Origin of the sequence: Paragemmobacter kunshanensis (assembly GCF_011059185.1) — a bacterium.
Lineage (GTDB): Bacteria > Pseudomonadota > Alphaproteobacteria > Rhodobacterales > Rhodobacteraceae > Paragemmobacter > Paragemmobacter kunshanensis.
In genome coordinates, this window is record NZ_JAALFE010000001.1 from 409,727 (window position 1) to 435,139 (window position 25,413).

General features: G+C 64.4%; 22 protein-coding genes. 16 read left to right on the forward strand and 6 right to left on the reverse strand.

The genetic code is table 11. The features are described 5' to 3' along the window. Positions 1-71: 71 nt before the first annotated feature. Entirely contained in the window at positions 72-1,460 is a 1,389-nt protein-coding gene (gene regB, locus G5V65_RS02115) for a sensor histidine kinase RegB (RefSeq protein ID WP_165046758.1), read from the forward strand. A 16-nt stretch (positions 1,461-1,476) separates the two neighbouring features. Here regB and G5V65_RS02120 read toward each other — a convergent pair whose 3' ends face one another. The 5 genes from G5V65_RS02120 to G5V65_RS02140 all read right to left on the reverse strand — a co-directional run bounded on the left by G5V65_RS02120 (position 1,477) and on the right by G5V65_RS02140 (position 6,611). Continuing rightward, positions 1,477-2,283, reverse strand: coding sequence for a DeoR/GlpR family DNA-binding transcription regulator (locus G5V65_RS02120; RefSeq protein WP_206526622.1), 807 nt, complete (start codon positions 2,281-2,283; stop codon positions 1,477-1,479). A gap of 87 nt (positions 2,284-2,370) precedes the next feature. Further along, positions 2,371-3,429, reverse strand: a complete 1,059-nt coding sequence (locus G5V65_RS02125) for an ABC transporter permease (RefSeq protein WP_165046759.1) — start codon at positions 3,427-3,429, stop codon at positions 2,371-2,373. After that, positions 3,426-4,952 carry a sugar ABC transporter ATP-binding protein gene (locus G5V65_RS02130; protein ID WP_165046760.1) on the reverse strand — a complete coding sequence of 509 codons (1,527 nt, stop codon included), beginning with the start codon at positions 4,950-4,952 and terminating at the stop codon, positions 3,426-3,428. The genes G5V65_RS02125 and G5V65_RS02130 overlap by 4 nt, the downstream gene beginning before the upstream one ends. Then, positions 4,949-5,599 carry a DUF2291 family protein gene (locus tag G5V65_RS02135; RefSeq protein WP_165046761.1) on the reverse strand — a complete coding sequence of 217 codons (651 nt, stop codon included), beginning with the start codon at positions 5,597-5,599 and terminating at the stop codon, positions 4,949-4,951. The genes G5V65_RS02130 and G5V65_RS02135 overlap by 4 nt, the downstream gene beginning before the upstream one ends. A gap of 64 nt (positions 5,600-5,663) precedes the next feature. Further along, entirely contained in the window at positions 5,664-6,611 is a 948-nt protein-coding gene (locus G5V65_RS02140; RefSeq protein ID WP_165046762.1) for a D-ribose ABC transporter substrate-binding protein, read from the reverse strand. Between the two features lie 320 nt (positions 6,612-6,931). On the opposite strand from G5V65_RS02140, the gene G5V65_RS02145 reads away from it, so the two are divergent. The 12 genes from G5V65_RS02145 (at position 6,932) to hslV (ending at position 22,420) form a co-directional block, all read left to right on the forward strand. Further along, positions 6,932-8,398, forward strand: a complete 1,467-nt coding sequence (locus G5V65_RS02145) for an L-fucose/L-arabinose isomerase family protein (protein ID WP_165046763.1) — start codon at positions 6,932-6,934, stop codon at positions 8,396-8,398. Positions 8,399-8,405: 7 nt separating this feature from the next. Then, positions 8,406-9,215, forward strand: a complete 810-nt coding sequence (locus tag G5V65_RS02150; protein WP_241250404.1) for a transketolase — start codon at positions 8,406-8,408, stop codon at positions 9,213-9,215. After that, complete coding sequence (locus G5V65_RS02155) at positions 9,215-10,171, forward strand: transketolase family protein (protein ID WP_165046765.1); 957 nt, start codon at positions 9,215-9,217, stop codon at positions 10,169-10,171. Before G5V65_RS02150 ends, G5V65_RS02155 begins: the two co-directional genes overlap by 1 nt. Then, positions 10,168-11,628, forward strand: a complete 1,461-nt coding sequence (locus tag G5V65_RS02160; RefSeq protein ID WP_165046766.1) for an FGGY-family carbohydrate kinase — start codon at positions 10,168-10,170, stop codon at positions 11,626-11,628. The genes G5V65_RS02155 and G5V65_RS02160 overlap by 4 nt, the downstream gene beginning before the upstream one ends. Before the next feature lie 219 nt (positions 11,629-11,847). Next, complete coding sequence (locus G5V65_RS02165; protein WP_165046767.1) at positions 11,848-12,933, forward strand: PAS-domain containing protein; 1,086 nt, start codon at positions 11,848-11,850, stop codon at positions 12,931-12,933. Between the two features lie 10 nt (positions 12,934-12,943). Continuing rightward, a complete protein-coding gene (gene tsaE, locus G5V65_RS02170; RefSeq protein ID WP_165046768.1) occupies positions 12,944-13,420 on the forward strand; it encodes a tRNA (adenosine(37)-N6)-threonylcarbamoyltransferase complex ATPase subunit type 1 TsaE in 477 nt (158 codons plus the stop codon). Next, positions 13,417-14,433 carry an aminoglycoside phosphotransferase family protein gene (locus tag G5V65_RS02175; RefSeq protein ID WP_165046769.1) on the forward strand — a complete coding sequence of 339 codons (1,017 nt, stop codon included), beginning with the start codon at positions 13,417-13,419 and terminating at the stop codon, positions 14,431-14,433. Before tsaE ends, G5V65_RS02175 begins: the two co-directional genes overlap by 4 nt. Further along, on the forward strand, positions 14,409-15,107 hold the full coding sequence (locus tag G5V65_RS02180) for a nucleotidyltransferase family protein (RefSeq protein ID WP_165046770.1): 699 nt from the start codon (positions 14,409-14,411) through the stop codon (positions 15,105-15,107). Before G5V65_RS02175 ends, G5V65_RS02180 begins: the two co-directional genes overlap by 25 nt. Continuing rightward, entirely contained in the window at positions 15,107-18,064 is a 2,958-nt protein-coding gene (gene addB, locus G5V65_RS02185; RefSeq protein ID WP_165046833.1) for a double-strand break repair protein AddB, read from the forward strand. The genes G5V65_RS02180 and addB overlap by 1 nt, the downstream gene beginning before the upstream one ends. Then, positions 18,061-21,381: a double-strand break repair helicase AddA gene (gene addA / locus G5V65_RS02190; protein ID WP_165046771.1), complete on the forward strand. Its 3,321-nt coding sequence runs from the start codon at positions 18,061-18,063 to the stop codon at positions 21,379-21,381. The genes addB and addA overlap by 4 nt, the downstream gene beginning before the upstream one ends. A 59-nt stretch (positions 21,382-21,440) precedes the next feature. After that, positions 21,441-21,767 carry a thioredoxin gene (gene trxA / locus G5V65_RS02195; protein ID WP_165046772.1) on the forward strand — a complete coding sequence of 109 codons (327 nt, stop codon included), beginning with the start codon at positions 21,441-21,443 and terminating at the stop codon, positions 21,765-21,767. Between the two features lie 95 nt (positions 21,768-21,862). Continuing rightward, complete coding sequence (gene hslV, locus G5V65_RS02200; RefSeq protein WP_165046773.1) at positions 21,863-22,420, forward strand: ATP-dependent protease subunit HslV; 558 nt, start codon at positions 21,863-21,865, stop codon at positions 22,418-22,420. On the opposite strand, the gene G5V65_RS02205 is transcribed toward hslV, so the two are convergent. Next, entirely contained in the window at positions 22,417-22,833 is a 417-nt protein-coding gene (locus G5V65_RS02205) for a host attachment protein (RefSeq protein ID WP_165046774.1), read from the reverse strand. The two genes, hslV and G5V65_RS02205, sit on opposite strands and share 4 nt — an antisense overlap. Positions 22,834-23,059: 226 nt before the next feature. Here G5V65_RS02205 and G5V65_RS02210 point away from each other — a divergent pair, with 226 nt between their 5' ends. The 3 genes from G5V65_RS02210 to G5V65_RS02220 are packed head-to-tail and all read left to right on the forward strand — an operon-like array spanning position 23,060 to position 25,412. Further along, on the forward strand, positions 23,060-23,848 hold the full coding sequence (locus tag G5V65_RS02210) for an ABC transporter ATP-binding protein (protein ID WP_165046775.1): 789 nt from the start codon (positions 23,060-23,062) through the stop codon (positions 23,846-23,848). A 38-nt stretch (positions 23,849-23,886) separates the two neighbouring features. Next, positions 23,887-24,663, forward strand: a complete 777-nt coding sequence (locus G5V65_RS02215) for a transporter substrate-binding domain-containing protein (protein ID WP_165046776.1) — start codon at positions 23,887-23,889, stop codon at positions 24,661-24,663. Positions 24,664-24,695: 32 nt separating this feature from the next. After that, positions 24,696-25,412 carry an ABC transporter permease gene (locus G5V65_RS02220; RefSeq protein ID WP_165046777.1) on the forward strand — a complete coding sequence of 239 codons (717 nt, stop codon included), beginning with the start codon at positions 24,696-24,698 and terminating at the stop codon, positions 25,410-25,412. Position 25,413: the final 1 nt, after the last annotated feature.

The window sequence follows — 25,413 nt, forward strand, 5'->3', positions numbered from 1 at the left end:
TGCTGCATTCATCGCCAACTCGGGGCGCAGGAACAATCCGTAACTTTGTCGCGCATGAGAAACAGACGCCCATGATCAACCCGAGCCTCGGCCTTTTCGCACGCGACACCCGCAGCGACTGGGTTCGCCTGCGGACCTTGATCCTGCTGCGCTGGATGGCGATCACCGGGCAACTGGCCGCGATCACTGTCGCGCATCATGTCTATGGCATCCAGCTTCCGCTTGGCCTTTGCTACATGGCCGTGGGCGCATCCATCATCGCCAATCTTATTTCGATCTTCGTCTATCCGGAGAACAAGCGCCTTTCGGAATTCGAGGCGATGCTGACGCTGTTGTTCGACCTGTCTCAGCTTTCCTTCCTGCTTTATCTGACGGGCGGCCTGACAAATCCCTTTGCGCTGCTGATCCTTGCGCCGGTCACGATTTCCGCTTCGGCACTGGAACTGCGGACGACGCTTCTGCTGGGTGCGCTGGCCATCCTCTTCACCTCGCTGATCTCTTTCGTGAACGTGCCGCTTTACTTCGCGGACGGAGAGATGCTGCGCGTGCCGCTTGTGTTCGAGTTCGGGTTCTGGTTGGCGATCGTGATCGGGATCGTCTTTCTGGGCCTTTATTCGCGGCGGATCGCGATGGAGATCAGATCCATGTCGGATGCACTGCTGGCGACGCAGATGGCGCTGGCGCGCGAGCAGAAGCTGACGGATCTGGGCGGGGTGGTGGCGGCTGCGGCGCATGAACTGGGCACGCCGCTGGCCACGATCAAGCTTGTCAGCGCCGAGATGATGGAAGAACTGGGCGATCACCCCGAGCTTCTGGAGGATGCCAGGCTGATCCGGGATCAGGCCGACAGATGCCGCGATATCCTGCGCGGCATGGGCCGAGCGGGAAAGGACGACCTGCATCTGCGGCAGGCGCCGCTGGCATCGCTGCTGCGCGAGGCGGCAGAGCCGCATATGGGGCGGGGAAAGCAGGTGGAATTCTCGCTAGCGCCCGGGCCATCGGGCAGCGAACGGCAGCCCACCGTCCTGCGTCGGCCCGAGGTGATCCACGGATTGCGGAACCTGATCCAGAATGCCGTCGACTTCGCGCGGACGACCGTCTGGGTGGATGGCGAATGGACCGACCGGCGCATCACCATCCGCATCGTCGATGATGGCGAAGGCTATCCGCCCCAGGTCATCGGCCGGATCGGGGATCCCTTTGTCAGATCGCGCAGATCGGCGCAGGAACTGGAGAAGAGGCCCGAATATGAAGGCATGGGTCTGGGCCTGTTCATCGCCAAGACCTTGCTGGAACGGACGGGGGCGGAACTGTCCTTTGCCAATGCCTCGGATCCCTTCCTGACCCCGGAAGAACGCCCTGACCGATGCGGCGCGATCGTGGAACTGGTCTGGGAGGCGAAGGATCTGCTGGCCCCCGAAGCGGCCGAATTGGGCGAGAACCAGCGGTTCACCGTGTGACCGCCAGCGCGGCGCGCTAGGCGATCAGAACCTCGATCCCGCGTGCGCGGAATGCATTGGCATCGGAGTCTGAAATGCCGGAATCGGTGATGAAGGAATGGATCATCTCCAGCGAGCCGAAGCGGGTGAAGCTGGATTTGTTGATCTTGGTGCTGTCGGCCACGAGGTAGACCTTGCTGGCCGCCTTGATCATCGCCTCTTTCAATTGCAGGTCGGCGAAGGAGGGATAGGTCAAACCGGCATCCAGCGCGACGCCCGCAGTGGCCAGGAACAGTTTCCCGGCAAAGATATTGCGGAAGTAGTCGACGGACTTGTCACCCGAAAGCGAAAGCGTGGGGGCCTTGAACTGCCCGCCCGGCATGTGGACGGCGTTTCCCGGAACGGCACCAAGGATGATCGCGATGTTCAGCGCGTTTGTGATGACGGTCAGGTTTCGGCGGTTCACAAGGCGGAGGGCGATTTCCGTCGTGGTGGTTCCGGCGTCGAGGATGATCGTTTCCCCATCCTTGACCAGATCGGCGGCGAGAACGCCGATCCGGCGCTTCTGATCCATGTTTTCCTGATGGTGCAATGTCATGGTGCCGACCTGCGCCGGCACCGTGTTCAGAAAGGCCCCGCCATGTTCGCGGGTGATCTGGCCGTCCTGTTCCAGGCGTTCCAGATCCTGGCGGATCGTGGCTTCGGATACTTGGAAGGCAACCGCCAGTTCGCGGACACGGGCCGAGCCTTCCTCCTGGATCCAGTCGAGGATACGGCGGCGGCGGGGTTCGGACAGCAAGCCTGTCACAGGTTCCTGCCGCACGGGATCGGCTTTCGGTTTCAACTTCGTCCACCCTTAAGTGAAAGTGATCGCGGCCGAGCGTAGTTGACCGAAAGGGGAAATCCAACCGCCGTGAAGCGGGACCGCCCCCTAGCGATTGGCCGACGCCTCCTGTGCCAGGGCTACCCTCGCCTGCAGCCGGCTTTGGGCCTGGTCGATGACGACGGCCAGCACGATCACCACGCCCTTGATCACGGTCTGCCAGAAGCTGGACACGCCCATCATGATCAGCCCGTCCGACAGGATGCCGATGACGAAGGCGCCGATGATCGTGCCCAGGACGCGCCCGCGCCCGCCCGACATCGAGGTTCCGCCCAGAACCGCCGCGGCGATGGCGTTCAGTTCGAAGGTTTCCCCTGTAGCCGGATGCGCGGCCTGAAGCTGGCTTGCGATGATGATGCCGACCAGTGCCGCGCAGAAGCCCGAGAACATGTAGACGAAGAGCTTGACCCGGTTGACCTTTACCCCCGAAAGCGCCGCCCCGCGTTCATTGCCGCCGACGGCATAGATGTGGCGGCCCAGCGGGGTTCGGCGCGAGACGTAATGCGCAGCAAGGGCAACCACCACGAGAAGCCAGACCATGACGGGAAGGCCCAGAACGCTAGCCGTGCCGATCAGGGGGAAGGAGGTGGTTCCGAATTCCTCGCTTCCGCCAAGGTTGGGGAAAGTGCGCCCGCCCGAAGAGAGCAGCGCCGCCCCCCGCGCGATATAGAGCGTGCCAAGCGTGGCGATGAAGGGGGCGACGTTCAGGCGCGTGATCAGCAGGCCGTTCACAAAGCCGACCCCGATGCCTACGGCAAGCGTCAGCGCCACGATTTCATAGGTGTTGAACCAGATCGTATAGCCCAGACCGGTATCCACCCCGTTCAGCACCAGCCAACCCGCCACCATCGCGCAGAGGCCGACGATGGAGCCGACGGACAGGTCGATCCCGCCGGTGATGATGACGAAGGTCATGCCGATGGCCAGCAGGGCATTCAGCGCCACATGCTTTGTCACGATGACGGCATTCGCGCCGGTCAGGAAGTTCGGCGCCATGAACGAGAAATAGGCCAGAACAAGGATCAGCGCGACGAAGGTCCGCAGGCGAAGGGCCAGAAGCAGCAGGTTCTGTGGGGTTGATGCGGCAGCTTGCTGTCTGGTCGTCATGCGGAGGGTTCCTTCAAGAAGCTTGGTGTCGCAGCGGCGATGACGGTGGCGGGATCCGTGCCTGCGGGGAATTCGCCGGTAATCCTGCCGTTGGCCATGACGAGGACGCGGTCCGAAAGCGCGAGAACCTCATCAAGATCGGAGGTGACGAAGAGGATGCCCAACCCCTGACCCGCAAGCGCGCGCATCGTGGTGAAGACTTCGGCCTTGGCGCCGATGTCGATGCCGCGGCTGGGTTCATCCATCAGCAGGATCTTCGGCGAGGTCATCAGTGCCTTGCCGATGACGACCTTCTGCTGGTTTCCCCCGGAAAGCGAGGAGACGGGGTTTTCGGGGCTGGCGATCTTGATGGCCAGGCGGCGGACGAAATCCAGCGCCCGGGCGGCTTCGGCCTTCAGGTTCAGGTGAAAGCCGCGGGTGAAGAGGCCCAGCGATGACAGGGTCAGGTTTTCGCGGATCGCCATGATCTGGACCAGGCCATCTCGCTTGCGGTCTTCGGGGATCAGGGCGATGCCCCGCGCGATGCGACCGGCCACGTCACGTTCGATGACGGGGTGGCCGTCCACGAAGATGCGTCCGGCCGATGCGGGATGCTGGGCCATGACGCATTCCAGGAATTCGGTCCGGCCTGCGCCCATCAGGCCATAGAGCCCGACGATCTCGCCCCGGCGAACAGAGAGACTGACGCGATCCACGGCAAATCCGCCGCCTGCACGCGGCAGGGTGACGTGATCGGCGCGAAAGATTTCCTCACCGAAGGACGGAGCTTCCGTTCTGGGAAATTCCTTCGACTTTTCACCGATCATCGCCCGCACGATCCAGGGGATATCCACCCCCTGCATGGGCCGCGATCCTGTGATCTCGCCATCGCGAAGAACGGTGATGTAGTCGCCGACGCGGATCAGTTCATCGAGGCGGTGGCTGATATAGACGATTCCCACGCCCTGCGATTTCAGTTCTTCGATCACGCCGAAGAGAACCTCGACCTCGGCCGCGGAAAGGGCGCTGGTCGGTTCATCCAGGATCAGGATGCGCGCGTCCTGCGACAGGGCCTTGGCGATTTCCACGATCTGCTGCTGGCCGACGCGCAGGTGATCGAGCGGGGTATCCGGGTCGATGTCCTGTTCCAGCCGGGCCATCAGAGCCCTGGTGGCACGGGCCTGGGATCGCTGGTCGATATCGAGGCCGGCCCGGACGGGTTCATGGCCGATGAAGATGTTTTCGGCCACGGTCAGGTTCGGGAACAGGTTCAGCTCCTGAAAGACGATGCCGATCCCTTCGCGGACGGCATCGGCCTTGTTGCGAAAGCGGACTTCGCGGCCCTGCAGTTCGATCCGGCCTTCGGTCAGGCTTTCGACGCCCGCGATGACCTTCATCAGCGTGGACTTGCCGGCACCGTTTTCGCCGACCAGGACGTTCACGGCGCCCATGCGCAGATCGAAATCCACGCCCTTCAGGGCGCGCGTGCCGGGATAGACCTTCACGCCGCCCCGGATCGAAAGCCCGATCGGATGGTCGGTCATGGCAGGATATCCAGTGTGACCGCCGTCACCAGCCAGGCATCCGTCGCCGATTTGAGATCAACCGTGCCAGAGAAACGGAGGATCCGGCCCGTCAGATCGCCCTCTGGCACGTCAAGCGCCGCCGAGGCGCGATCGTTCAGGGCGCGTGCGAGCTTGGCGAATTCGATCTGGTCGCGGAAATCGCCAAAGCGGTAGAAGGGGGCGACGTCGCGCAGGGATGTTCCCTTGATCACCGGGCCAAGCTGAAGGGTCAGGTCGGGGGCGCCGTCGCCATCGGTATCCAGCATGGCCTTTCGGGCGCGAGAGGTGAGGTTCGCCTCGACCACGCGGCCTTCGCCCCTTACGGCAAAGTTCCAGGCCGCTCCTTCGCCGGATCCCTTGTTGCCGTGTGCGGCACCGGCTGTTTCGAGCCCACCTGCTAGGGCAGCACGCAAATCGGCCACGGGCAGCGCCCGTTCGGCGACAAGCGGCAGAAGCTCTGTTTCATATGTCCTGTCCAGAAGGGCGGCGATCCGGGCGTCATCGCCCGCTTCGCCCTGTTCGCTGGCCGCCGTGGCCGCGCCGGGGGCGGGGGTCTTGACGATCTTGCAGCCCGAAAGGGCAAGCGCTGCGCCAAGGATCAGCGCGACAAAGGTCTTTTGGGCCATGTCTGTCTTCCAGGGGAAAGCCCGGCGCGACGAGACTGCGCGCCGGGCAGTGGGCCGATCCGGATCAGCCCTTCAGGGCGAAGGTTTCAAGCTGGGCGGCGTTGTCGGCATTGATCAGGACGCAGTCCATGAGCTGCTTTTCCTCGACCCCGGTCGATCCGCTGGTGATGAAGGCATCGGCCTGGGCGACCGCCATCTGAGCCTGCGCGTAAGCCGGTTGCAGGACGGTGGCCTTGATCCCGCCCTTCAGGATGGAATCGCGGACATCGTTCGATCCGTCAAAGCCCACGACGATGACATCGGTCCGACCTGCCGCCTCGAGCGCGGCCCAGGCCCCCATGGCCATGGTGTCATTACCCGAGATCACGCCCTTGATGCCCGGATTGGCCTGAAGCATCGATTCCATCACCGTATAGGCCTCGGTCTGCGACCAGTTGGCGGTCTGCGCCGCGACCATCTTCATGTCGGGATACTGGTCGATCACATCGTGATAGCCCTTGGAACGGATGCCCGCATTGGTATCGGATTCCTTGCCGATCAGTTCGGCATATTCGCCCGCTTCGCCCATCAGCTTGACGAATTCCTCGGCCCCAAGCTGGGCGCCCTGATAGTTGTTCGAGACGATCTGGCTGACGGCAACGCCGGTTGCGGTGATCTCGCGGTCGATCAGGAAGCTGGGGATGCCAGCATCCTTGGCCTTCTGCACTGCCGCGACCGAGGCATCGGCACCGGCATTGTCCAGGATGATCGCCTTCACGCCTGCCGCGATGACGGTATCGAACAGTTGCGATTGCTTGTTGGCGTCATCGTCATGGACGAGGACCATCGCCTCATAGCCGAGTTCGGCGGCCTTGGCGGCGGCGCCATCGGCTTCGGCCTTGAAGAATGGGTTGTCATGGCTGGGCGTGATGATCGCGATGACGCCCTTGCCTTGCGCAAAGGAAAGCGTGGGCAGAATGCCGGCGACAACAGCAGCCAGCCCCCCGACCACATGGCGGCGGTTCAGATTCATTGTGTCCTCCCTTTCAAACGATATCGAAATTATCCGATTCGCTAGGCTTCATCAGCCCATAACATCGCATATCATGTCAATTGTTTTCTTTTGCTTTCGTTTTTGGGCATTCGAAAGAAAAGCGGTTCCTCCGCCCAGCCCGGCATGCTGGCCCTGAAATGCAAGGCTTGGTAGCGGGATGTCCGTAATACTGCGTTGATTGCAGGTGCAGCGCCCATCTTGCGTGACTTGCGTTTTCCCGGTAAAACGCATCAAACGCAAGCAATCGAAATGTGCCAGCGCCAGCAGGGAACGCAGCGCCAGCAGTTCAAGGGGGGCCCATGACCAGCATCTTCCGCCGCAGAATCAGCCTTGGGGTCGTCATCGGATCGCGGGCCTTCTTCAGCCCCGCCCCCTGCAGATCAGCGCGCGAGGATGTGCTGGCGCAACTGGAGCGGCTGGGCATCGACGCCGTCATCCTTCCCTTCGAGGCAACGGCCAACGGGGCGGTTCAGTCCATCGCCGATGCCGATCTCTATGCAGCGCATTTCCGCGCGATGGCGGAGCGGATCGACGGGCTGGTGATCTGCCTGCCGAATTTCGGGGACGAGATCGCCGTGGCGGAACTGGTGAACCGTGCCCGGCTGAATGTGCCGATCCTGCTGCAGGCCTCGAATGACGAGTTGTCGAAGGTCGATGTCCATTCCCGCCGCGATGCCTTTTGCGGCAAGATCAGCGTGACCAACAACTTCTGGCAGTATGGCGTTCCCTTTACGGAAACCACCAGCCACACCTGCGATACCTGGGGCGAGGAATTCGGGCGCGACCTGGAGCGCTTTGCCCGCGTCTGCCGCACGGTCAGGGGGTTGCGCAATGCGCGGCTTGGGTCGATCGGGGCGCGGACGGGGGCCTTCCAGACCATGCGCTATTCAGAAAAGCTGCTGCAGGCGGCAGGCGTCACCGTCGTGACGGTGGACCTGTCCGAGATGATGGGGGCGGCATCCGCCATCGCAGGCGATGACCCGGCCCTGATCGCCACGCTTGAACGCGTCAAGGGCTATGGCCGCATCCCTGCCCATATCCAGCCCGCCCAGATCGAGAAGCAGGCCCGCTGGACCCTGGCCGTGAACCGCTGGATCGAAGAGAACGGTTGCGACGCCTCGGCCATCCAGTGCTGGCGTTCGCTGCAGGACAATTTCGGCTGCGCGACCTGCCTGACCATGTCGATGATGGGCGAGGATCTGATGCCCTCGGCCTGTGAGGTGGATATCATGGGGGCGTTGTCGATGTATGCGCTTGCGCTTGCCTCGGGCGCGCCGCCCGCAATCCTTGACTGGAACAACAACTATGCCGACGAGCAGGATCTTTGCGTCTGCACCCATTGCGGCAACTATCCGAAATCCTTCATCGGCGACACGCCCGAGGTGGGCGAACTGGATGTGCTGGGCGAAAGCATCGGTCGGTCGAAATGCTTTGGCGCGGTGAAGGGCAAGGTGAAGCCCGGCCCGATGACATTCTTCCGGCTGTCGACCGATGATCGTCGCGGCACGGTGAAATGCTATCTGGGCGAAGGGGAGTTCACCGATCATCCCTTTGCCATGGATGGCGGTATCGCGGTGACGCGGGTCGCGGGGCTGCGCAAACTGATGAAGTTCGTGACCCAGAACGGGTTCGAACATCATGTCGCGATGGTGCGCGGGCATCATGCCGATGTGGTGAACGAGGCCGTGTCGCGTTACCTCGGCTGGCCCTTCTATCACCACGGGCAGGAACCCGAGCCGCAGCTTTTCCAACCGAACCGGTTCTGACATGCATATGAATGACAAGATCCCGTTGATCCGGGAAAAGGCGTTGTGGATGCGGCGCACGGCCTTTGCGATGGTGCATCGCGCGCAGCTTGGGCATCCGGGGGGCGATTTCTCGGCCATCGACATACTGGCGACGCTGTATTTCGGAGTGATGCGTTTCGATCCCAAGCGGCCCGACTGGCCGGATCGTGACCGTTTCGTCATGTCAAAGGGCCATGCGACCGGCGCGCTTTATACCGCGCTTTGCGCTGCGGGTTACTTTCCCGAGGATTGGCTGGCCACCTACATGCAGCCGCGATCCCTGCTGAACGGCCATCCGAACCGGAATTACCTGCCCGGGATTGAAACCAATACCGGCCCGCTGGGCCATGGCTTTCCGGTGGCGACCGGGATCGCGATTGCGGGGCAGCTTGCCGGGGCGGGCTATCGCACCTTTGTGCTGACGGGAGATGGCGAACAGCAGGAAGGTTCCAACTGGGAGGCGGCGATGGTGGCTGGGCATCGCAGGCTTTCGAACCTGACCCTGATCATTGACCGAAACCGCCTGCAGCAGGGGGCCGGCACGGAAGAGACATCGGGCCTCGATCCGCTGGACAAGCGCTATGACGCCTTCGGTTTTGACGTGACAGAGGTCGACGGCCACGATCCCGCCGCGCTGCTTGCGGTGCTGGGTGCCGCGCCCGGCAGCAAACCGCGCTGCGTGATCGCGAATACGACAAAGGGAAAGGGCGTGTCCTTCATGGAGAACGTCGCCAGTTGGCATCATGGCGTGCCGAATGATGCGCAATTCGAACAAGCGATGAAGGAACTGGTCTGATGGCACATGCAGCGCCTGTTGCCGCGGGATTTCAGGATTGCCGCAACATCTGGGTTTCCACGCTGGAACAGCTTGCCGAAGCCGATCCCCGGATCGTGGCCGTTGTGAATGATTCCGTCGGATCCTCGAAGCTGAACAGTTTCCAGAAACGGTTTCCGGACCGGCTGATCAATGTAGGCATCGCAGAGCAGGCGATGGTGGGAATCGGGGCGGGCCTTGCCAACGGGGGGCAGATCCCCTTCGTCTCGGCGGCTGGGTGCTTCATCACCGGGCGCGCGCTGGAGCAGGTGAAGGCCGATATCGCCTATGCAGGCTTCAACGTGAAGCTCGTGGGGCAGTCGTCCGGCGTGGCCTATGGGGAACTGGGCGCAACGCATCATTCGATCGAGGATTTCGCATGGCTGCGACCGCTGGCGAACCTGACCATCATCACCCCGGCGGATGCCTGGGAAACGGCAGAGGCCGTGAAATGGGCCGCCGCGCATGAAGGGCCCGTCTATCTGCGGCTGTCGCGGATGCCCGTTCCCGATCTTCACATCGCGGATCGCCAGTTCCGGCCCGGCAAGGCCGAACTGGTGCGACCGGGCGGGGATGTCACCCTGATCGCCTGCGGCACGACGGTGCATCTGGCGGCGGGGGCCGCAGGGCGCCTTGCGGATCAGGGGATTTCTGCCCGCGTCCTGAACTTCTCGACCCTGAACCCGCTGGACGAGGAGGCGCTATACGCAGCCGCCGCGACCGGGGCCATCGTCACCGTGGAAGAGGCAAGCATCCGGGGTGGGCTGGGTGGTGCGGTCGCAGAGTTCACGGCGGCCCATCGGCCTGTCCCGGTCGAGCGGGTGGGCTTTCCCGGCTTCTTGCCGACGGGATCCGTCGACTGGCTGTTCAAGGAATATGGCCTGTCGCCGGAAGGTATCGCTGCCGCGGCCTTGCGTGCGCTGGACCGCAAGGCATGACCGGGCCGCGCATCCTTGCCCTTGATCAGGGCACAAGCAACACAAAGGCGCTGCTGATCAACGGATCCGGCCATGTGATCGCCCGCGCCTCGGTGCCGCTGAGGACGGACTATCCGCAGCCGGGCTGGGCCGAACAATCCGCGACGGAGATCTGGACGTCGGTGCAGGCGGCGATTGCCGAGGTCATGTCCCGCGGAGGGACTGCGCCGGTCGATGCGATCGCCATCGCGAACCAGCGCGAAACGCTTGTGCTGTGGGACAGCCAGACCGGCCAGCCCATCGCCCCCGCGATGATCTGGCAATGCCGCCGGACGGCTGCGGACTGTGCAGCCCTGATTGCGGCAGGCCATGACGCGCAGGTGATCGCGGCCACCGGCCTTGGGATCAATCCGTTGTTCCCAGCCTCGAAGCTTGGCTGGGCGATGCGGAACCTGCCTGAGGTGGCGGCGCTTCTGGCCAAGGGGCGGCTGCGCGCCGGAACCGTGGACAGCTGGCTGCTGTGGAACCTGACCGCGGGCCGGACCTTTGCAACCGATCATTCCAATGCCAGCCGGACCCAGCTTTTCGATACGGCGCGCCTTGCCTTCAGCCCGGAGCTTGCAGACCTGTTCGGAGCCTCCGTCGATTGCCTGCCGCAGGCCCTGCCATCCGACAGCCATTTCGGGGACACGGCAGAGGGGACCACGGCGCTTGGGTCAGGCATACCGATCCGGGCGATGATGGGCGACAGCCATGCCGCGCTTTACGGCCATGGCATCCGCAAGCCCGGCGGCGTGAAGGCCACCTACGGGACGGGATCATCGCTGATGACCCTGACACCCGTCCGCAAGACCCCGGCCAACGGAATATCGGGGACCATCGCCTGGACGGATCGGGCGGGCACGGCCTTTGCCCTTGAGGGCAACATCACGGTTTCCGCTCAGGCCGCCGCCTTTGCCGCGCGGCTGCTGGGCCTTCCGGATGCGGCGGCATTGTCTGCACTGGCGCAGACCGTGCCGGATGCCGGGGGCGTGACCTTCGTGCCGGCACTTGCCGGGCTTGGCGCGCCGCATTGGCACGATGGCGCGCGCGGCACCATCGGTGGCATGACGCATGGCACAGGGCCCGCGCATCTGGCCCGCGCCACGATAGATGCCATCGCCCATCAGATCGCGGATGTGTTCGAAGCGATGCAGGCAGAGATCGGCCAGCCGCTTGGCGCCCTTTGCGCCGATGGTGGCGCATCGGGGAACCGGTTCCTGATGCAGGTTCAGGCCGACCTGATCGACAGGCCTGTCCTTTCCGCCCGGGTCGAGGAAATCGGCGCAATCGGGGTTGCCGGAATGGCGCTTGCGGCCATGGGCTGCCCCGATCTGCCCGCGTTCGAAAGCGAGCGGTTTGTGCCGTGCCTCGCATTGGCAGACCGGCAGGCAGCGCGGCGACGCTGGGCCGGGGCGATCCGTCAGGCCATGGTCTGACTTCGCTGCATTGCGTGCAAACCGTCCGGTCATGGACCAGAAGCGGAGCCGCAATATTAACTAATTGTTAAGGATGATCACGCTAGGGTTGAGTTGCACCAACCTGGCGGAACGCATTTGACAATCTGGAACTGGCTAGAATTTCTGGCCCTTGCTCTTCTTGGGGCGTCATTGGGGATGGCCCTTTTGTCTGCCTTTCCCGGAAGCGGGGCACGCAGGATGGCAGATGCCAGACGGCAGGCCGAGCAGGCCGCCGAGCAGGCCCCCCTGCCGATTTGGCGGCTGGATGCTCCGGGGCGGGTGACCTGGTCGAATGCCGCCTTCCGGAACCTTCTGGAGGGGGATGCCGACAAGGCAGCCCTTGCCACGCCCGGGCGATTCCAGATCATGCAAAACGGCAAGCCACGCTGGTTTACCCTTGCCATTCATGGGGGGACCGGACTGGCCTATCCCATCGACGACCTGATCGAGGCCGAGGCCAGCCTGCGCGACATGGTGCAATCCATGGCGCGCACCTTTGCGCAACTGCCCACGGGTCTTGCGATCTTCGACAAGTCGCGGCACCTGCAAAGCTTCAACCCGGCGCTGGCCGATCTGACGGGGTTGCCGCCCGCCTTCCTGTCGCGCCGCCCCAGCCTGCTTGCCATGTTGGATGCGATGAGGGACCGGAGCATGGTGCCCGAACCGAAGGACTGGAAAAGCTGGCGACGCCAGATCGCAGACATGGAGCGTGCCGCCGCCAGCAGCCAGTTCGACGAAACCTGGGCACTGCCAGGGGGACAAACCTATCGCGTGACGGGCCGCCGCCATATCGACGGTGGGCTTGCACTGATGATCAACGACATCTCGACCGAGATCATCCGCAATCGCCGCTTTCGGGCCGATCTGGACCTTTGCCAGGCCGTGATCGACCGGATGGAGGAAGGTATTGCGGTGTTTTCCATCACCGGCCAGCTTGTGCTTTCGAACGCGGCCTATGCCGCGCTCTGGGGGCATGATCCCGGCACGCGCATGGTTGCCGTTTCCGTTTCCACGCTGCTGTCGCAGTGGAAGGCAGGATCTGCGCCGACAAACCTGTGGACCGAAGCCGAGGATTACTTCGCCACCCTGGAAAGCCGCCTGCCCTGGCAGGCAGAAGCGCGACTTCTGGACGGACGGCTGATCACCTGCCGCTTTGCCCCGCTGACCGATGGCGCAGTGCTGGTGGGATTTCAGCCGGTCATCAGCGCTGGCCTGCCACGGGCCATCAGCGCCCCGCCCGATGATGCGGACCCTTCGGCTTGCGGTGGCGTTGCAGGGCGGTAAGACTGTCGGCATGACCGATGCGCCGTTGCCTGATCCCGAATTCCTTCTGAAGGATGATGCCGCCACCGCGGCCCTGGGGGCGTTTCTGGCACCGCGCCTTGCCGCCGGGGATTGCCTGCTGCTGGAAGGGCCGATCGGGGCAGGGAAATCGCATCTGGCCCGCGCGCTGATCCGGGAAAGGCTTGGCCGTTTCGAAGATATCCCCTCGCCCACCTTCACCCTGGTGCAGACCTATGATGCCGGAGATGTCGAGATCTGGCATGCGGATCTTTATCGTCTGACACACCCGGACGAGGTTCTGGAACTTGGGCTTGAGGATGCCTTTTCAAAGGCGATCTGCCTTGTGGAATGGCCGGACAGATTGGGCGCGCATTTGCCGCAAGGCGCCCTTCGCCTGCGGCTTGCGGTCGATGGGGACGGGCGGCGCGTTGCGATCAGCGGCGGCCGGGCGGACCTGAGGGCCGCGATTGCAGGATTTGCGCCATGAGCGGCAGGCAGGCGCTTTCCACCGCTTTTCTTGCCCGCGCCGGATGGGGCGGTGCCGAGCGGCGCTTTCTTGCGGGGGATGCCTCGGACCGAAGCTATGATCGCCTGACGCGGCCGGACCGCAGCGCCGTTCTGATGGATGCGCCCCCGGGAAAGGGGGACGACCCCCGCGCCTTTGCCCGCATCGCACATCATCTTGCCGGGCTGGGCCTTTCGCCGCCCGCCATCCTGGCCGAGGATTTCGATCACGGCTTCCTTTTGCTTGAGGATCTTGGCGATGATCTCTTTGCCCGCCTGATCGCGAGGGATCCGGCCATGGAAGCCCCGCTTTATGCCGCGGCAACGGATGTGCTTGTCCGGCTGCAGGCGCATGAGGCCCCGGCGGGCCTGCCGGATCTTTCGGCCGCCGACTGGGCCGAGGGCGCGGCCTATGCGCTTGACTGGTATGCCTTTGCTGCCACCGGGCAGAGCCCGGACCCTGCGGATTTCATCGCGACCCTGACAGGGCTGATCCGGACCTTTGCAGACGGCCCGCGCATCATGATTCTGCGTGACTACCATGCCGAAAACCTGCTCTGGCTGCCGGATCGAGTCGGAGTGGCGCGGGTGGGCCTGCTGGATTTCCAACTCGCCCAGATGGGGCAGCCAGGATATGATCTGGTCTCGCTGCTGCAGGACGCGCGACGCGATGTATCCGCCCCGGTCGAGGCGGCGATGATCGCCCGTTTCTGTGCCGCAGGCGGGGTGAATCCCGGCGATTTCGCCGCCGCCTATGCCACGCTTGGTGCCCAGCGCGCGCTTCGGATCATAGGCATCTTCGCGCGGCTCTGCCTGAAGGCGGGAAAACCCGGCTATCTTGCCTTGCTTCCCCGTGTCTGGTCGCAGCTTTGGCGGAATCTGGACCATCCGGCACTGTCGGCCCTTGCGGCGATCTGCAGGGATCACCTGCCCGCACCAAGCCCCGAAATGCTTGAAAGGATCGGCGCGCAATGCGGCCTTCATCCCCACCGCTGATGCTTTTTGCCGCGGGCCTCGGCACGCGGATGGGCGCGCTGACGGCGGATTGCCCCAAGCCGCTGATCCGCGTGGCGGGAAGGCCGCTGATCGACCATGCCCTGGCGCTGGCCGACGGGGCAGGCGTCACCCGCATCGTGGCGAATACCCACTACCTCGCCCCGCGGATGGAAGCACATCTCGCCCCGCGCGGCGTGGCGATTTCCCGGGAATCCCCACGCATCCTGGAAACCGGGGGCGGGCTGAAGGCTGCCCTGCCGCTGCTGGGATCGGATCCCGTCCTGACGCTGAACACCGATGCCGTCTGGACGGGGGCCAATGCCCTGACCCAACTGATCGAAGGATGGGACGGCGCGCGCATGGACGGGCTGCTGCTGCTGCTGCCCGCAGCAAAGGCCACGGGTCATGGCGGCACGGGCGATTTCGTGATGCGGCCGGATGGCCGTCTGGACCGAGCCAGGGGTGCCGCGGGATTTGTGTATCTGGGCGCGCAGATTCTGCGGACGGGGGCGCTTGCCGATATCAGCGATGAGGTCTTCTCGCTGAACCTTCTGTGGGACAGGATGATTGCCGAGGGGCGGCTCCATGGCCTGATCCATGACGGGGGCTGGTGCGATGTGGGGCGGCCCGAAGGGATTGTGCTGGCCGAGAACCTGCTTGGGGGCGCAGCGTGATCTTCCGTGAACCCGGCCCGCGCGTCTTTCACTTGCCACCCGGCGTCGATTTCGCGCCGGCCCTTGTGGCCGGGCTGCGTGCCCGCCTCGCCCCCCACCCGCCAGAGGCGATGGCGGGCGTTACGCTGTTCCTGAATACCAACAGGATGCGCCGCCGCGTGATCGACGCCTTCTGTGCTGATGGGCCGGGCTTTCTTCCCCGGCTGCGCGTCCTGACCGATATCTCTGAAGGCATGGCCCTGCCGGGCCTGCCCAGCGCCGTATCGCCCCTGCGCCGACGGCTGGAACTGTCGCAACTCATCGCGCGATTGCTGGATGCACAACCCGACCTTGCACCCCGCGCAGCGATTTTCGATCTGGCGGACAGTCTTGCCGGGCTGATGGACGAAATGCAGGGGGAAGGCGTTTCACCAGAGATCATCGGCGCGCTGGATGTTTCGGATCATTCCGCCCATTGGGCCCGCACGCGGGCCTTTCTTTCGATTGTCGCACCCTATTTCTCGGGCGAAGGCGCGCCGGATTCAGAGACGCGGCAGCGCCTTGCCGTGAGCCGCATTGCCGCGCTCTGGCAGGCAGATCCGCCTGAGGGGCCCGTCATCGTTGCGGGCTCTACCGGATCACGCGGCACCACGGCGGCCCTGATGCAGGCCGTCGCCGCCCTGCCGCAAGGGGCGCTTGTCCTGCCGGGCCTTGATCCGGACATGCCGGACTGGGTCTGGGAACGGCTGACCGATGCGATGACGGGCGAGGACCATCCGCAGTTCCGCTTTCGGCGGCTGATGGAACGGCTGGACATCCCCGCCAGTGCCATCCGCCCCTGGACGGATGCCAAGGCCCCTGCCCCGGCGCGCAATCGCCTGATTTCCCTTTCGCTGCGGCCAGCACCGGTGACGGATCAATGGCTGGTCGAAGGGGCAGGACTGCCTGATCTGGCCGAGGCGACCGAGACTGTCACCCTGATCGAGGCACCGACGCCGCGCACCGAAGCCCTGGCCATTGCTTTGATCCTTCGCCAGGCGGCGGAAGAAGGGACGACCGCCGCGCTGATCAGTCCTGACCGGATGCTGACCCGCCAGGTGACGGCTGCACTGGATCGTTGGGGGATCCTGCCCGATGACAGCGCGGGGCGCCCGCTTGCCTTGTCTGCCCCCGGGAGACTTTTGCGCCATGTCGCGTCGCTCATGGGGCGCAGGCTGACCTCGGACGCCTTGCTTGCCGTGCTGAAGCATCCGCTAGCCTTTTCCGGCGCGGATCGAGGGGATCACCTGCTGTTCACGCGGCTTCTGGAGATGCAGCTTCGCCGCAAGGGCCCGGCCTTCCCGACTGGGGAAGCCCTGCTGACATGGGCCGCGACGCGCAAGGAAACCGGGCTTTTGCCATGGGCCCAGACCCTTGCCACCCTGATCGAACGGGCAGCCGGGATCACGACCGGCACCCTTGCCGATCTGGTAGCGGCCCAATGCGAACTGGCCGAAGCCTTTGCCCGCGGCACGGCAGCGGAAGGCAGCGGCACCTTGTGGGACAAGGAGGCCGGGGTTGAGGCACGAAAGCTCATGTCCGGCCTCGCGACCGAGGCGGATGCAGGAGGCGTGCTTGCGCCTGTCGAATACCGCGACTTGTTCGATGCCGTCATTGCGCGGGGAGAGGTGCGGGAAACTGTCGCCGCACATCCCGGAATTCTGATCCTCGGCCCGCGCGAAGCCCGCGAGCAGGGCGCGGATCTGGTGATCCTTGGGGGGCTGAACGATGGCGCATGGCCTAGACTGCCCGAACCCGACCCGTGGCTGAACCGCCGGATGCGCAAGGAAGCCGGGCTTCTTCTGCCGGAGCGGCAGGTTGGCCTTTCGGCCCATGACTATCAGATCGCCTGTGCCGCGCCGCGCGTGGTGCTGACCCGCGCCCTTCGGGATGCCGAGGCGGAGACTGTCCCCTCGCGCTGGATCAACAGGTTGGTGAACCTGATGGAGGGGTTGCCCGAAAGGCAGGGCCGCCAGGCGCTTGCCGCCATGCGCGCGCGGGGCCGCCAATGGCTTGCCCTGGCGGCGGCGCTTGAACAGCCCACGCCCGAGATGCAGGCGGATCCAAGGCTGCAACCTGCGGGCCGTCCGTCACCGCGGCCGCCCCTGACCGCGCGCCCGAAGGAGCTTTCCCTGACGCGCATCAGCCTTCTGATCCGCGACCCCTATGCGATCTACTGCCGCTATGTCCTTCGGTTGCGGCGGCTTGATCCGCTGCGGCATGAACCCGATGCCGCCCTGCGGGGGCAGATCCTGCACCTGATCCTTGAATCCTTCGTCAAGGATCGACCTGCTGGCGAGGATCCGGCCGGAGGCAGGGCAAGGTTGCTGGAGACGGCCGCCCGCATTCTTGGGGAACAGGTGCCATGGCCCGCTGCCCGCGCGCTCTGGCTCTCGCGGCTGGAGCGGGCGGCGGATTTCTTTCTTTCCGTCGACAGCCGGGATGGCGGCACATCGGTTGCCCTGGAAGGCAAGGGGGGTGTTGCTGTTGCCCCTCTCGACTTTCGGCTTGTCGGCACGCCCGACAGGATCGACCGCCTGCCGGACGGGCGGCTGCACATCATGGATTACAAGACCGGAACGCCACCAACGCAGGCCATGCAGAAGGCCTTTGACAAGCAATTGCTTCTGGCCGCTGCGATGGCCGAGCGGGATGCCTTTGCGGGGCTTGAAGGATCCGAGGTGGCCCGGATCACCTATGTCGGACTCGGATCGAAGCCGAAGGTGGAAGAGACCGAGATCACGCCCCAGATCACGGATGAGGCATGGGAGGGCCTGATCGCGCTTGTTTCTCATTATGCGCGGCCCGGCGCAGGCTATACCGCCCGGCGGGCCGTTCTGAAGGAGCGGTTCGAAGGCGACTATGACCATCTCTCGCGCCATGGCGAGTGGGACACGACCTCGCCACCCAGCCCCGAAACGGTAGGCCCCGACGCATGACGAATGCCGCTTCAGAAAGACAGGTGCAGGCCGCCAGCCCCGTGGCATCGACCTGGTTGTCGGCCAATGCCGGATCCGGCAAGACCCGCGTGCTGACGGATCGCGTGGCGCGCCTTCTTCTGGGTGGGGTGGAGCCGCAGCACATCCTGTGCCTGACCTATACCAAGGCTGCCGCGACCGAGATGCAGAACCGGCTGTTCCGCCGTCTTGGCGAATGGGCGATGAAGCCGGACGCGGCCCTGCGGTCTGCCCTTGCAGAACTGGGCGAGGGCGGGCGGCTGGATGCGGATACGCTGGCCCAGGCCCGCCGCCTGTTCGCGCGCGCCATCGAGACGCCCGGCGGGCTGCGTATCCAGACCATCCATTCCTTCTGCGCCAGCCTGCTGCGCCGCTTTCCGCTTGAGGCCGGGGTATCCCCGCAATTCGTGGAACTGGATGACCGAAGCGCCCGCCTGCTGCAGGATGACATCCTTGAGGAACTGGCCGGAGGGCTGGCCCCGGACGTGATCGGTGATGTTGCCCGGGCCTGGACGGGAGAGGATTTCGGAACCCTGATCCGGCAGATCACTGCCAGGCGCGCGAAATTCGCAACGCCCCTTTCCCCAGAGGATGCCCGCCGCCTTTTCGGCCTGAAGCCGGATGACACTGCAGACAGGTTGCTGGCAGAGGTCTTTCTGGGGGACGAACCGGCCTGGATGCCGGATGTCATTTCTGCGCTGGTGGCCAAGGGTGGCAATGATTCCAAGGCAGCCGGGAAGCTGGCCCCGCTCGATCTGCTTGATCCGGGGCTAGCCACCTTGTCGGTGCTGGAAGATGTCTTTCTGAACGGAGCAAAGGCCAAGGAACCCTTTACCGCAAAGATCGGCAGCTTTCCCACCAAGGACACCCGCACGGCCCTTGGTCCGCTTCTTGACCGCCTTGAGAACCTGATGCGCCGGGTCGAAGCGGCGCGCAGCAAGCGGATTGCGCTGAATGCGATGGAGCGGGCGCTGGTGCTGCATCGCTTTGCCGCTGCCTTCCTGCCGCTTTACGAACAGCGCAAGGCGCAGCGCGGATGGCTGGATTTCGACGACCTGATCACCCGCGCATCCGGCCTGCTGACCGATCCCACGGTCGCGGCCTGGGTTCTGTTCCGGCTTGATGGCGGGATCGACCATATCCTGGTGGACGAAGCACAGGATACCAGCCCGGACCAATGGCGCGTGATCGAAAGCCTGGCTGCCGAATTTACCGCAGGTTCCGGGGCGCGCGAGGTGGAGAGGACGCTTTTCGTCGTGGGGGACAAGAAGCAATCCATCTATTCCTTCCAGGGCGCGGATGTGGCGGCCTTTGACGAAAAGCAGGCCGCCTTTCGCGCCAGATTTCAGGCTGTGGAGCGATTCTTCCAGTCGCTGGAACTGGAACATTCCTTCCGCTCGTCGCCCGCGATCCTGCGTGTCGTGGATGAGACCTTTGGTGATCGCTACCCGGCGGCGCTGGGGGGCAGATCCAGCCATATCGCTTTCTGGGATGACATGCCGGGCAGGGTGGACCTTTGGCCGTTGGTGGAAAAGGCCGAGTCGGGCGAAGAGGATGACTGGCGCAATCCCGTCGACCTGATCACCGAAGAACATCACACCGCCCGCCTTGCGGCACAGATCGCCGATGAAATTGCCCGCCTGATCCGCGACGGCATCGCCATCCCTGAAAACGGCTCCTCCCGCGCCGTGCATGCGGGCGATTTCCTGATCCTTGTGCAACGCCGGTCTGACCTGTTCGCCGAGATCATCCGCGCCTGCAAGGCCCGTGGCCTGCCGATTGCCGGGGCAGACCGGCTGAAGCTGGGGGCAGAGTTGGCGGTGAAGGATATTTCGGCCCTTCTCGCCTTTCTTGCGACGCCCGAGGATGACCTGTCCCTGGCCGCTGTACTGCGTTCGCCTCTGTGTGGCTGGACCGAGGCAGAGCTGTTTGCCCTGGCCCATCCGCGAAAGGGCTATCTGTGGGAGGCGCTGCGCGACCAGGCCGCGATCCATGCCTCGACACATGCCATGCTGACCGATCTGCGCGATCAGGCCGATTATCTGCGGCCCTATGATCTGATCGAGCGCCTGCTGACGCGCCATGACGGCCGCCGCCGCCTGCTGCAAAGGTTGGGGCCAGAGGCCGAGGATGGCATCGACGAACTGCTGTCGCAGGCACTGGCCTATGAACGGACGGACATACCCAGCCTGACCGGCTTTCTGGTCTGGCTTGCGACCGACGAGGTCGAGGTGAAGCGCCAGATGGACAGTGAAGGCCATCGGATCCGCGTGATGACGGTGCATGGCGCAAAGGGCCTGGAGGCCCCCATCGTGATCCTGCCCGATACCTGCGACACCACCCCCCGCGACAGGGATGAGGTGGTCGAGATCGAAGCTCTGTCCGACCAGATCGTTCCTGTCTGGCGCACCCCCGCCGAGGAAAGCCCGGCCGGCATCGCCGCTGCCCGCGCCCGCCGCAAGGAACGCGACGCGGAGGAGCGCCTTCGCCTGCTGTATGTCGCCCTGACACGGGCGCGGTCCTGGCTGATCGTCTGCGGCGCGGGCGAGGCACGGCAGGAACAATCCTGGTATCGCATGGTTGCGCAGGGGATCGAGGCTGCCGGGGCCGAAGCGCTGCCCGGCGGCCGCCTGCGGCATGCCTATGGGGCCTGGCCTGATCCGAAGCCAGGTCTGGTTCAGGCCGACAGCCTGCCACCTTTGCCCGGCTGGGCAGTTCAGCCCGCTGAGCAACCGCCCCGCCCGCCACAACCCTTGTCACCCTCGGATCTTGGAGGGGCCAAGGCATTGCCTGGCGAAGGGCTGGACGAAGAGGCCGCGAAGGCACGCGGCACGGCGTTGCATCTGCTTCTGGAACATCTTCCGGGTGCCGACGTCGCCGATCATCCGGCGCTTGCCGCGACCCTGATCCCGGATCCTGAAACGCGCGTCGAACTCCTGGCCGAGGCGCAGGCCGTCATCGAGGCCCATCCCGCCCTGTTCCGGAACGATGCCCTGACAGAGGTCGAGATCACCGCAACCCTGCTGGGGCAGCCCATGCGGGGCACGATCGACAGGCTGATCCTGCACCCCGACCGGCTTCTTGCCATCGACTTCAAGTCGAACCGCACGCTTCCCGCCACATCCGCAGAAGTGCCCGAAGGCATCCTGCGCCAGATGGGGGCCTATGCTGCGGCACTGGCGCAGATCTACCCTGATCGCCGGATCGAAACCGCCATACTCTGGACCCGGCACGCGCGCCTGATGCCCCTCGATCCCGATATCGTGAGTGCGGCACTCTCCCGCACCACGATCCCTTGACGAGTCTCGCTGCGGTCCATAGCTTCACGGGCCGATATTCCATTCAGGAGATATGTCAGATGGGCGCTGCGACCGTCGCCGTCACCGATGCCACCTTCGATGCCGAAGTCCGCAAGTCGGACGTTCCGGTGGTGGTGGATTTCTGGGCCGAATGGTGCGGCCCCTGCCGCCAGATCGGCCCGGCGCTGGAGGAACTTGCCGTTGAATATGCGGGCAAGGTCAAGATCGTGAAGGTCAATGTCGACGAAAACCCCGACAGCCCGGCGCAGCTTGGCGTGCGGGGGATTCCTGCGCTGTTCCTGTTCAAGGACGGGCAGGTCGTGTCGAACAAGGTTGGCGCAGCACCCAAGGCCGCGCTGGCGACCTGGATCCAGTCGGCGATCTGATCCGACTCACCCTCAAGGATGGGGCGGCCCGGTGTGGCCGCCCTTTTCCTTTTGCCGCGCGCATGCCCATATTGGGCGAAAGACAGGAGGCCCCAATGTCCGATGACAAGTTTCCCGGCTGGCACGGCACTACGATCCTTGCTGTGCGCAAAGGCGGTGAAGTGGTCGTCGCGGGCGATGGCCAGGTGAGCCTTGGTCAGACCGTGATCAAGGGAACGGCGCGCAAGGTGCGCCGCCTGTCGCCGGGTGGACGCGATGTCGTCTGCGGCTTTGCCGGATCTACCGCCGATGCCTTTACCCTGCTGGAACGGCTTGAGAAGAAGCTTGAAGCTGCCCCCGGTCAGCTTGCGCGGGCCTGTGTCGATCTGGCCAAGGATTGGCGGATGGACAAGTATCTGCGCAATCTCGAGGCGATGCTGATCGTCACCGACGGGCGTGATCTTTTCGTCATCACCGGCGCAGGCGATGTGCTGGAACCCGAACATGACATCGCCGCCATCGGATCGGGCGGAAACTTCGCCCTGGCGGCGGCGCGCGGTCTGATGCAGGCCGACCTGCCTGCCGAAGACATCGCCCGCCGTGCCATGGCGATTGCCGCCGATATCTGCGTCTATACCAACGGCAATCTGACGGTTGAAACGATCCGGGCCTAGGCCGCGCGATCAAGTGCCTCGTTCACCACGGCGACGATCTTTCCGAGCGGCTGCCTTGTCAGGGTCTTGGGCAGCGTCAGAACGACCCGTGCGCGAAGGTCTTCATCCAGCCGGTCGCGGATCGCGCCCAGAAGCGGAGGAGATGCCGCAAGCACAAGGCGCTGTGCCCCGCCGCGCGCCGCTTCGCGTGCAAGGCGGCTGACGACCTGGGCGGCAAAGGCCGACGTGGCGAGCCGCCCGCGATCCGTCACTTCCGGCAGGGGGCGGCGCGTTTCAGGCACACGCGGGGCCGGTGCATCCATCCTGTCGATCAGGCGAAGGTCGGGATTTCGAACGCAGCCCGCATTCTCCAGAATCATCGCCCCTTCGGAACAGGCAACGACGATCCATGTTCCCCGATGAAGTCTTGGCATTCCGCTCTCCTCCTGCTTGCGTTGTGGTTTCCCGTTCAACGTGGAAAGCGGGAAGCGCTGCGGAAGTGCGGCAGCCTGCCGCATCCCGGCGAAAGGGCCCGGAATGAAGGCAAATGGCTGTTGACCTCACGGCAAGTTCAACCGCCCCGGGCGGCTGCGCGATTTTGCTTGCCAGATGGCGGGATGGCCCGTCTAACTTGTTCCCCAAACGTACAGGAGCGCAGATTTGGCAGCACCCGCCGCGCAAAGCAGGACAAGCGAGGCCCCCGAAGCGATCCGCGTCGAAGGGCTGCACAAGTCCTTTGGTCCGCATGAAGTGCTGAAGGGTGTCGATCTGACCGCGCATGAAGGCGATGTGATCGCCGTCATCGGTGGGTCGGGATCCGGAAAATCCACCATGCTGCGTTGCATCAACTTTCTGGAAACGCCCAGCGCTGGAAAGATCGTGATCGCAGGCGAAGAGGTGCGCCAGCGCCCCGAAGGCGGCGCGGCGGATCGCCGACAGATCGAACGTATCCGGCGCAGCCTGGGAATGGTGTTCCAGAACTTCAATCTCTGGACGCACAAGACGGTTCTGGACAACCTGATCGAGGTGCCGGTCCATGTTCTGGGCGTGCCCAGGGCCGAGGCGACGGAGCGCGCGATGACCTTGCTTGCGCGGGTCGGCCTGGCGGAAAAGGCCGGGGCCTATCCTGCCTTCCTGTCAGGTGGCCAGCAACAGCGGGCCGCCATTGCGCGGGCGCTGTGCATGGAACCCAAGGCGATGCTCTTTGACGAACCGACCTCGGCGCTTGATCCCGAACTGGTGGGTGAGGTTCTGGCGGTGATCCGGGCCCTTGCGGCCGAAGGGCGGACGATGATCCTTGTGACACATGAGATGAAGTTCGCCCGCGAAGTGGCCAGCCATGTCGTCTTTCTGGCCAGCGGTCTGGTCGAGGAACAGGGTCCGCCAGAACAGCTTTTCGGTGCGCCGCAATCGCCGCGCCTGCAACAATTCCTCCGGTCCGTGGGCTGAGAGGGACAAACAAGAAACCAGAACAGGGAGTCTGACCAATGAAGAGAACCATGACCGCCGCCCTTGCGCTGAGCCTTGGCCTGATCGCCGGTGCTGCCAGCGCGCAAACCGTGAAGGTGGGTATTGCCGCAGAAGCCTATCCCCCCTTTGCCAGCCAGGATGCCAGCGGCGCCTGGGTCGGCTGGGAGGTCGAGATGATCGGTGCGATCTGCGCCGCTGCGGAACTGCAGTGCGAAATCGTTCCCGTGGCGTGGGATGGCATCATCCCGGCGCTGACCGCAGGGCAGATCGACGCGATCATGGCGTCGATGTCGATCACGGAAGAGCGGATGCAGACGATCGACTTTTCGAACAAGTATTACAACACCCCCACGGTCGTTGTCGGTGCCAAGGGCGTTGAGATGGATGCCACACCTGAGGGACTGACCGGCAAGGTGATCGGGGTTCAGGTCTCGACCGTGCATCAGGCCTATGTGGAGAAATACTTTGCCCCTGTTGCGGGCGAGGTGAAGACCTATCAGACGCAGGATGAGGCCAACCAGGATCTGATCGCGGGCAGGATCGACGCAACGCAGGCCGACAGCATCGCGCTGGACGCCTTCCTTGCCACGCCCGAAGGCGCCGCCTGCTGCGAAGTGAAGGGGACCGTCGCGGATGACCCGGCGATCCTTGGCCTTGGCGTCGGCGTGGGTCTGCGCAAGGGCGAGGAAGAGCTGAAGGCGGCCTTCAACAAGGGCATTGCCGGGGTTCTGGCCGACGGCACCTATGAAAAGGTGACTGCGGGCTACTTCGCCTCGTCCATCTACGGCAACTGAGGATGGGCTGACGCAAGCAGGAGAGGGGCAGCATGGAAACGCTGGACCTTCTGGCCCTCTCGCCCCCCGGATGGGGGGCAACGCTGCTGGCCGGGCTGTGGAATTCGCTTCTGATCGCGGTCGGGGCGTTTTCCATGGGTCTGGTTCTGGGCGGGCTTGGCGCATGGGGCAAGATCCATGGCGGGCCCATCACGCGCGACCTGCTGGCGATGTATACGACGATCGTCCGGGCCGTGCCGGAACTGATCCTGATCCTGATCCTTTACTTCGGCGTCACTGATCTGGTGAACCAGATCCTGATCGCCTTCGGCCATGAACGTATCCAGATTTCCGGCGTGGCTGCCGGGATTACCGTGCTTGGTGTGGTGCAGGGCGCCTATGCGACCGAGGTTCTTCGCGGCGCGCTTCTGGCTGTCCCGCAGGGGCAGGTGGAGGCGGCAAAGGCCATGGGGATGCCGCCGCTTCTGATGGCGCGGCGGATCATCTTTCCGGCCATGCTGGGGCTGGCCATGCCGGGGCTGGCGAACCTCTGGCTGATTGCCACAAAGGATACGGCGCTGCTGGCTGTCGTGGGTTTTTCCGAACTGACCTTCGCCACAAGGCAGGCCGCGGCAACCACCAAGGCGTTCTTCACCTTCTTCCTTGCGGCCGGTGTGATCTACCTGATCATCACCCTGCTGTCGGGCTGGGCCTTTGCCCGGATCGAAGCCTGGGCGCGCCGCGGCGAGCCGCGAAATGCGGGGGGCTGAT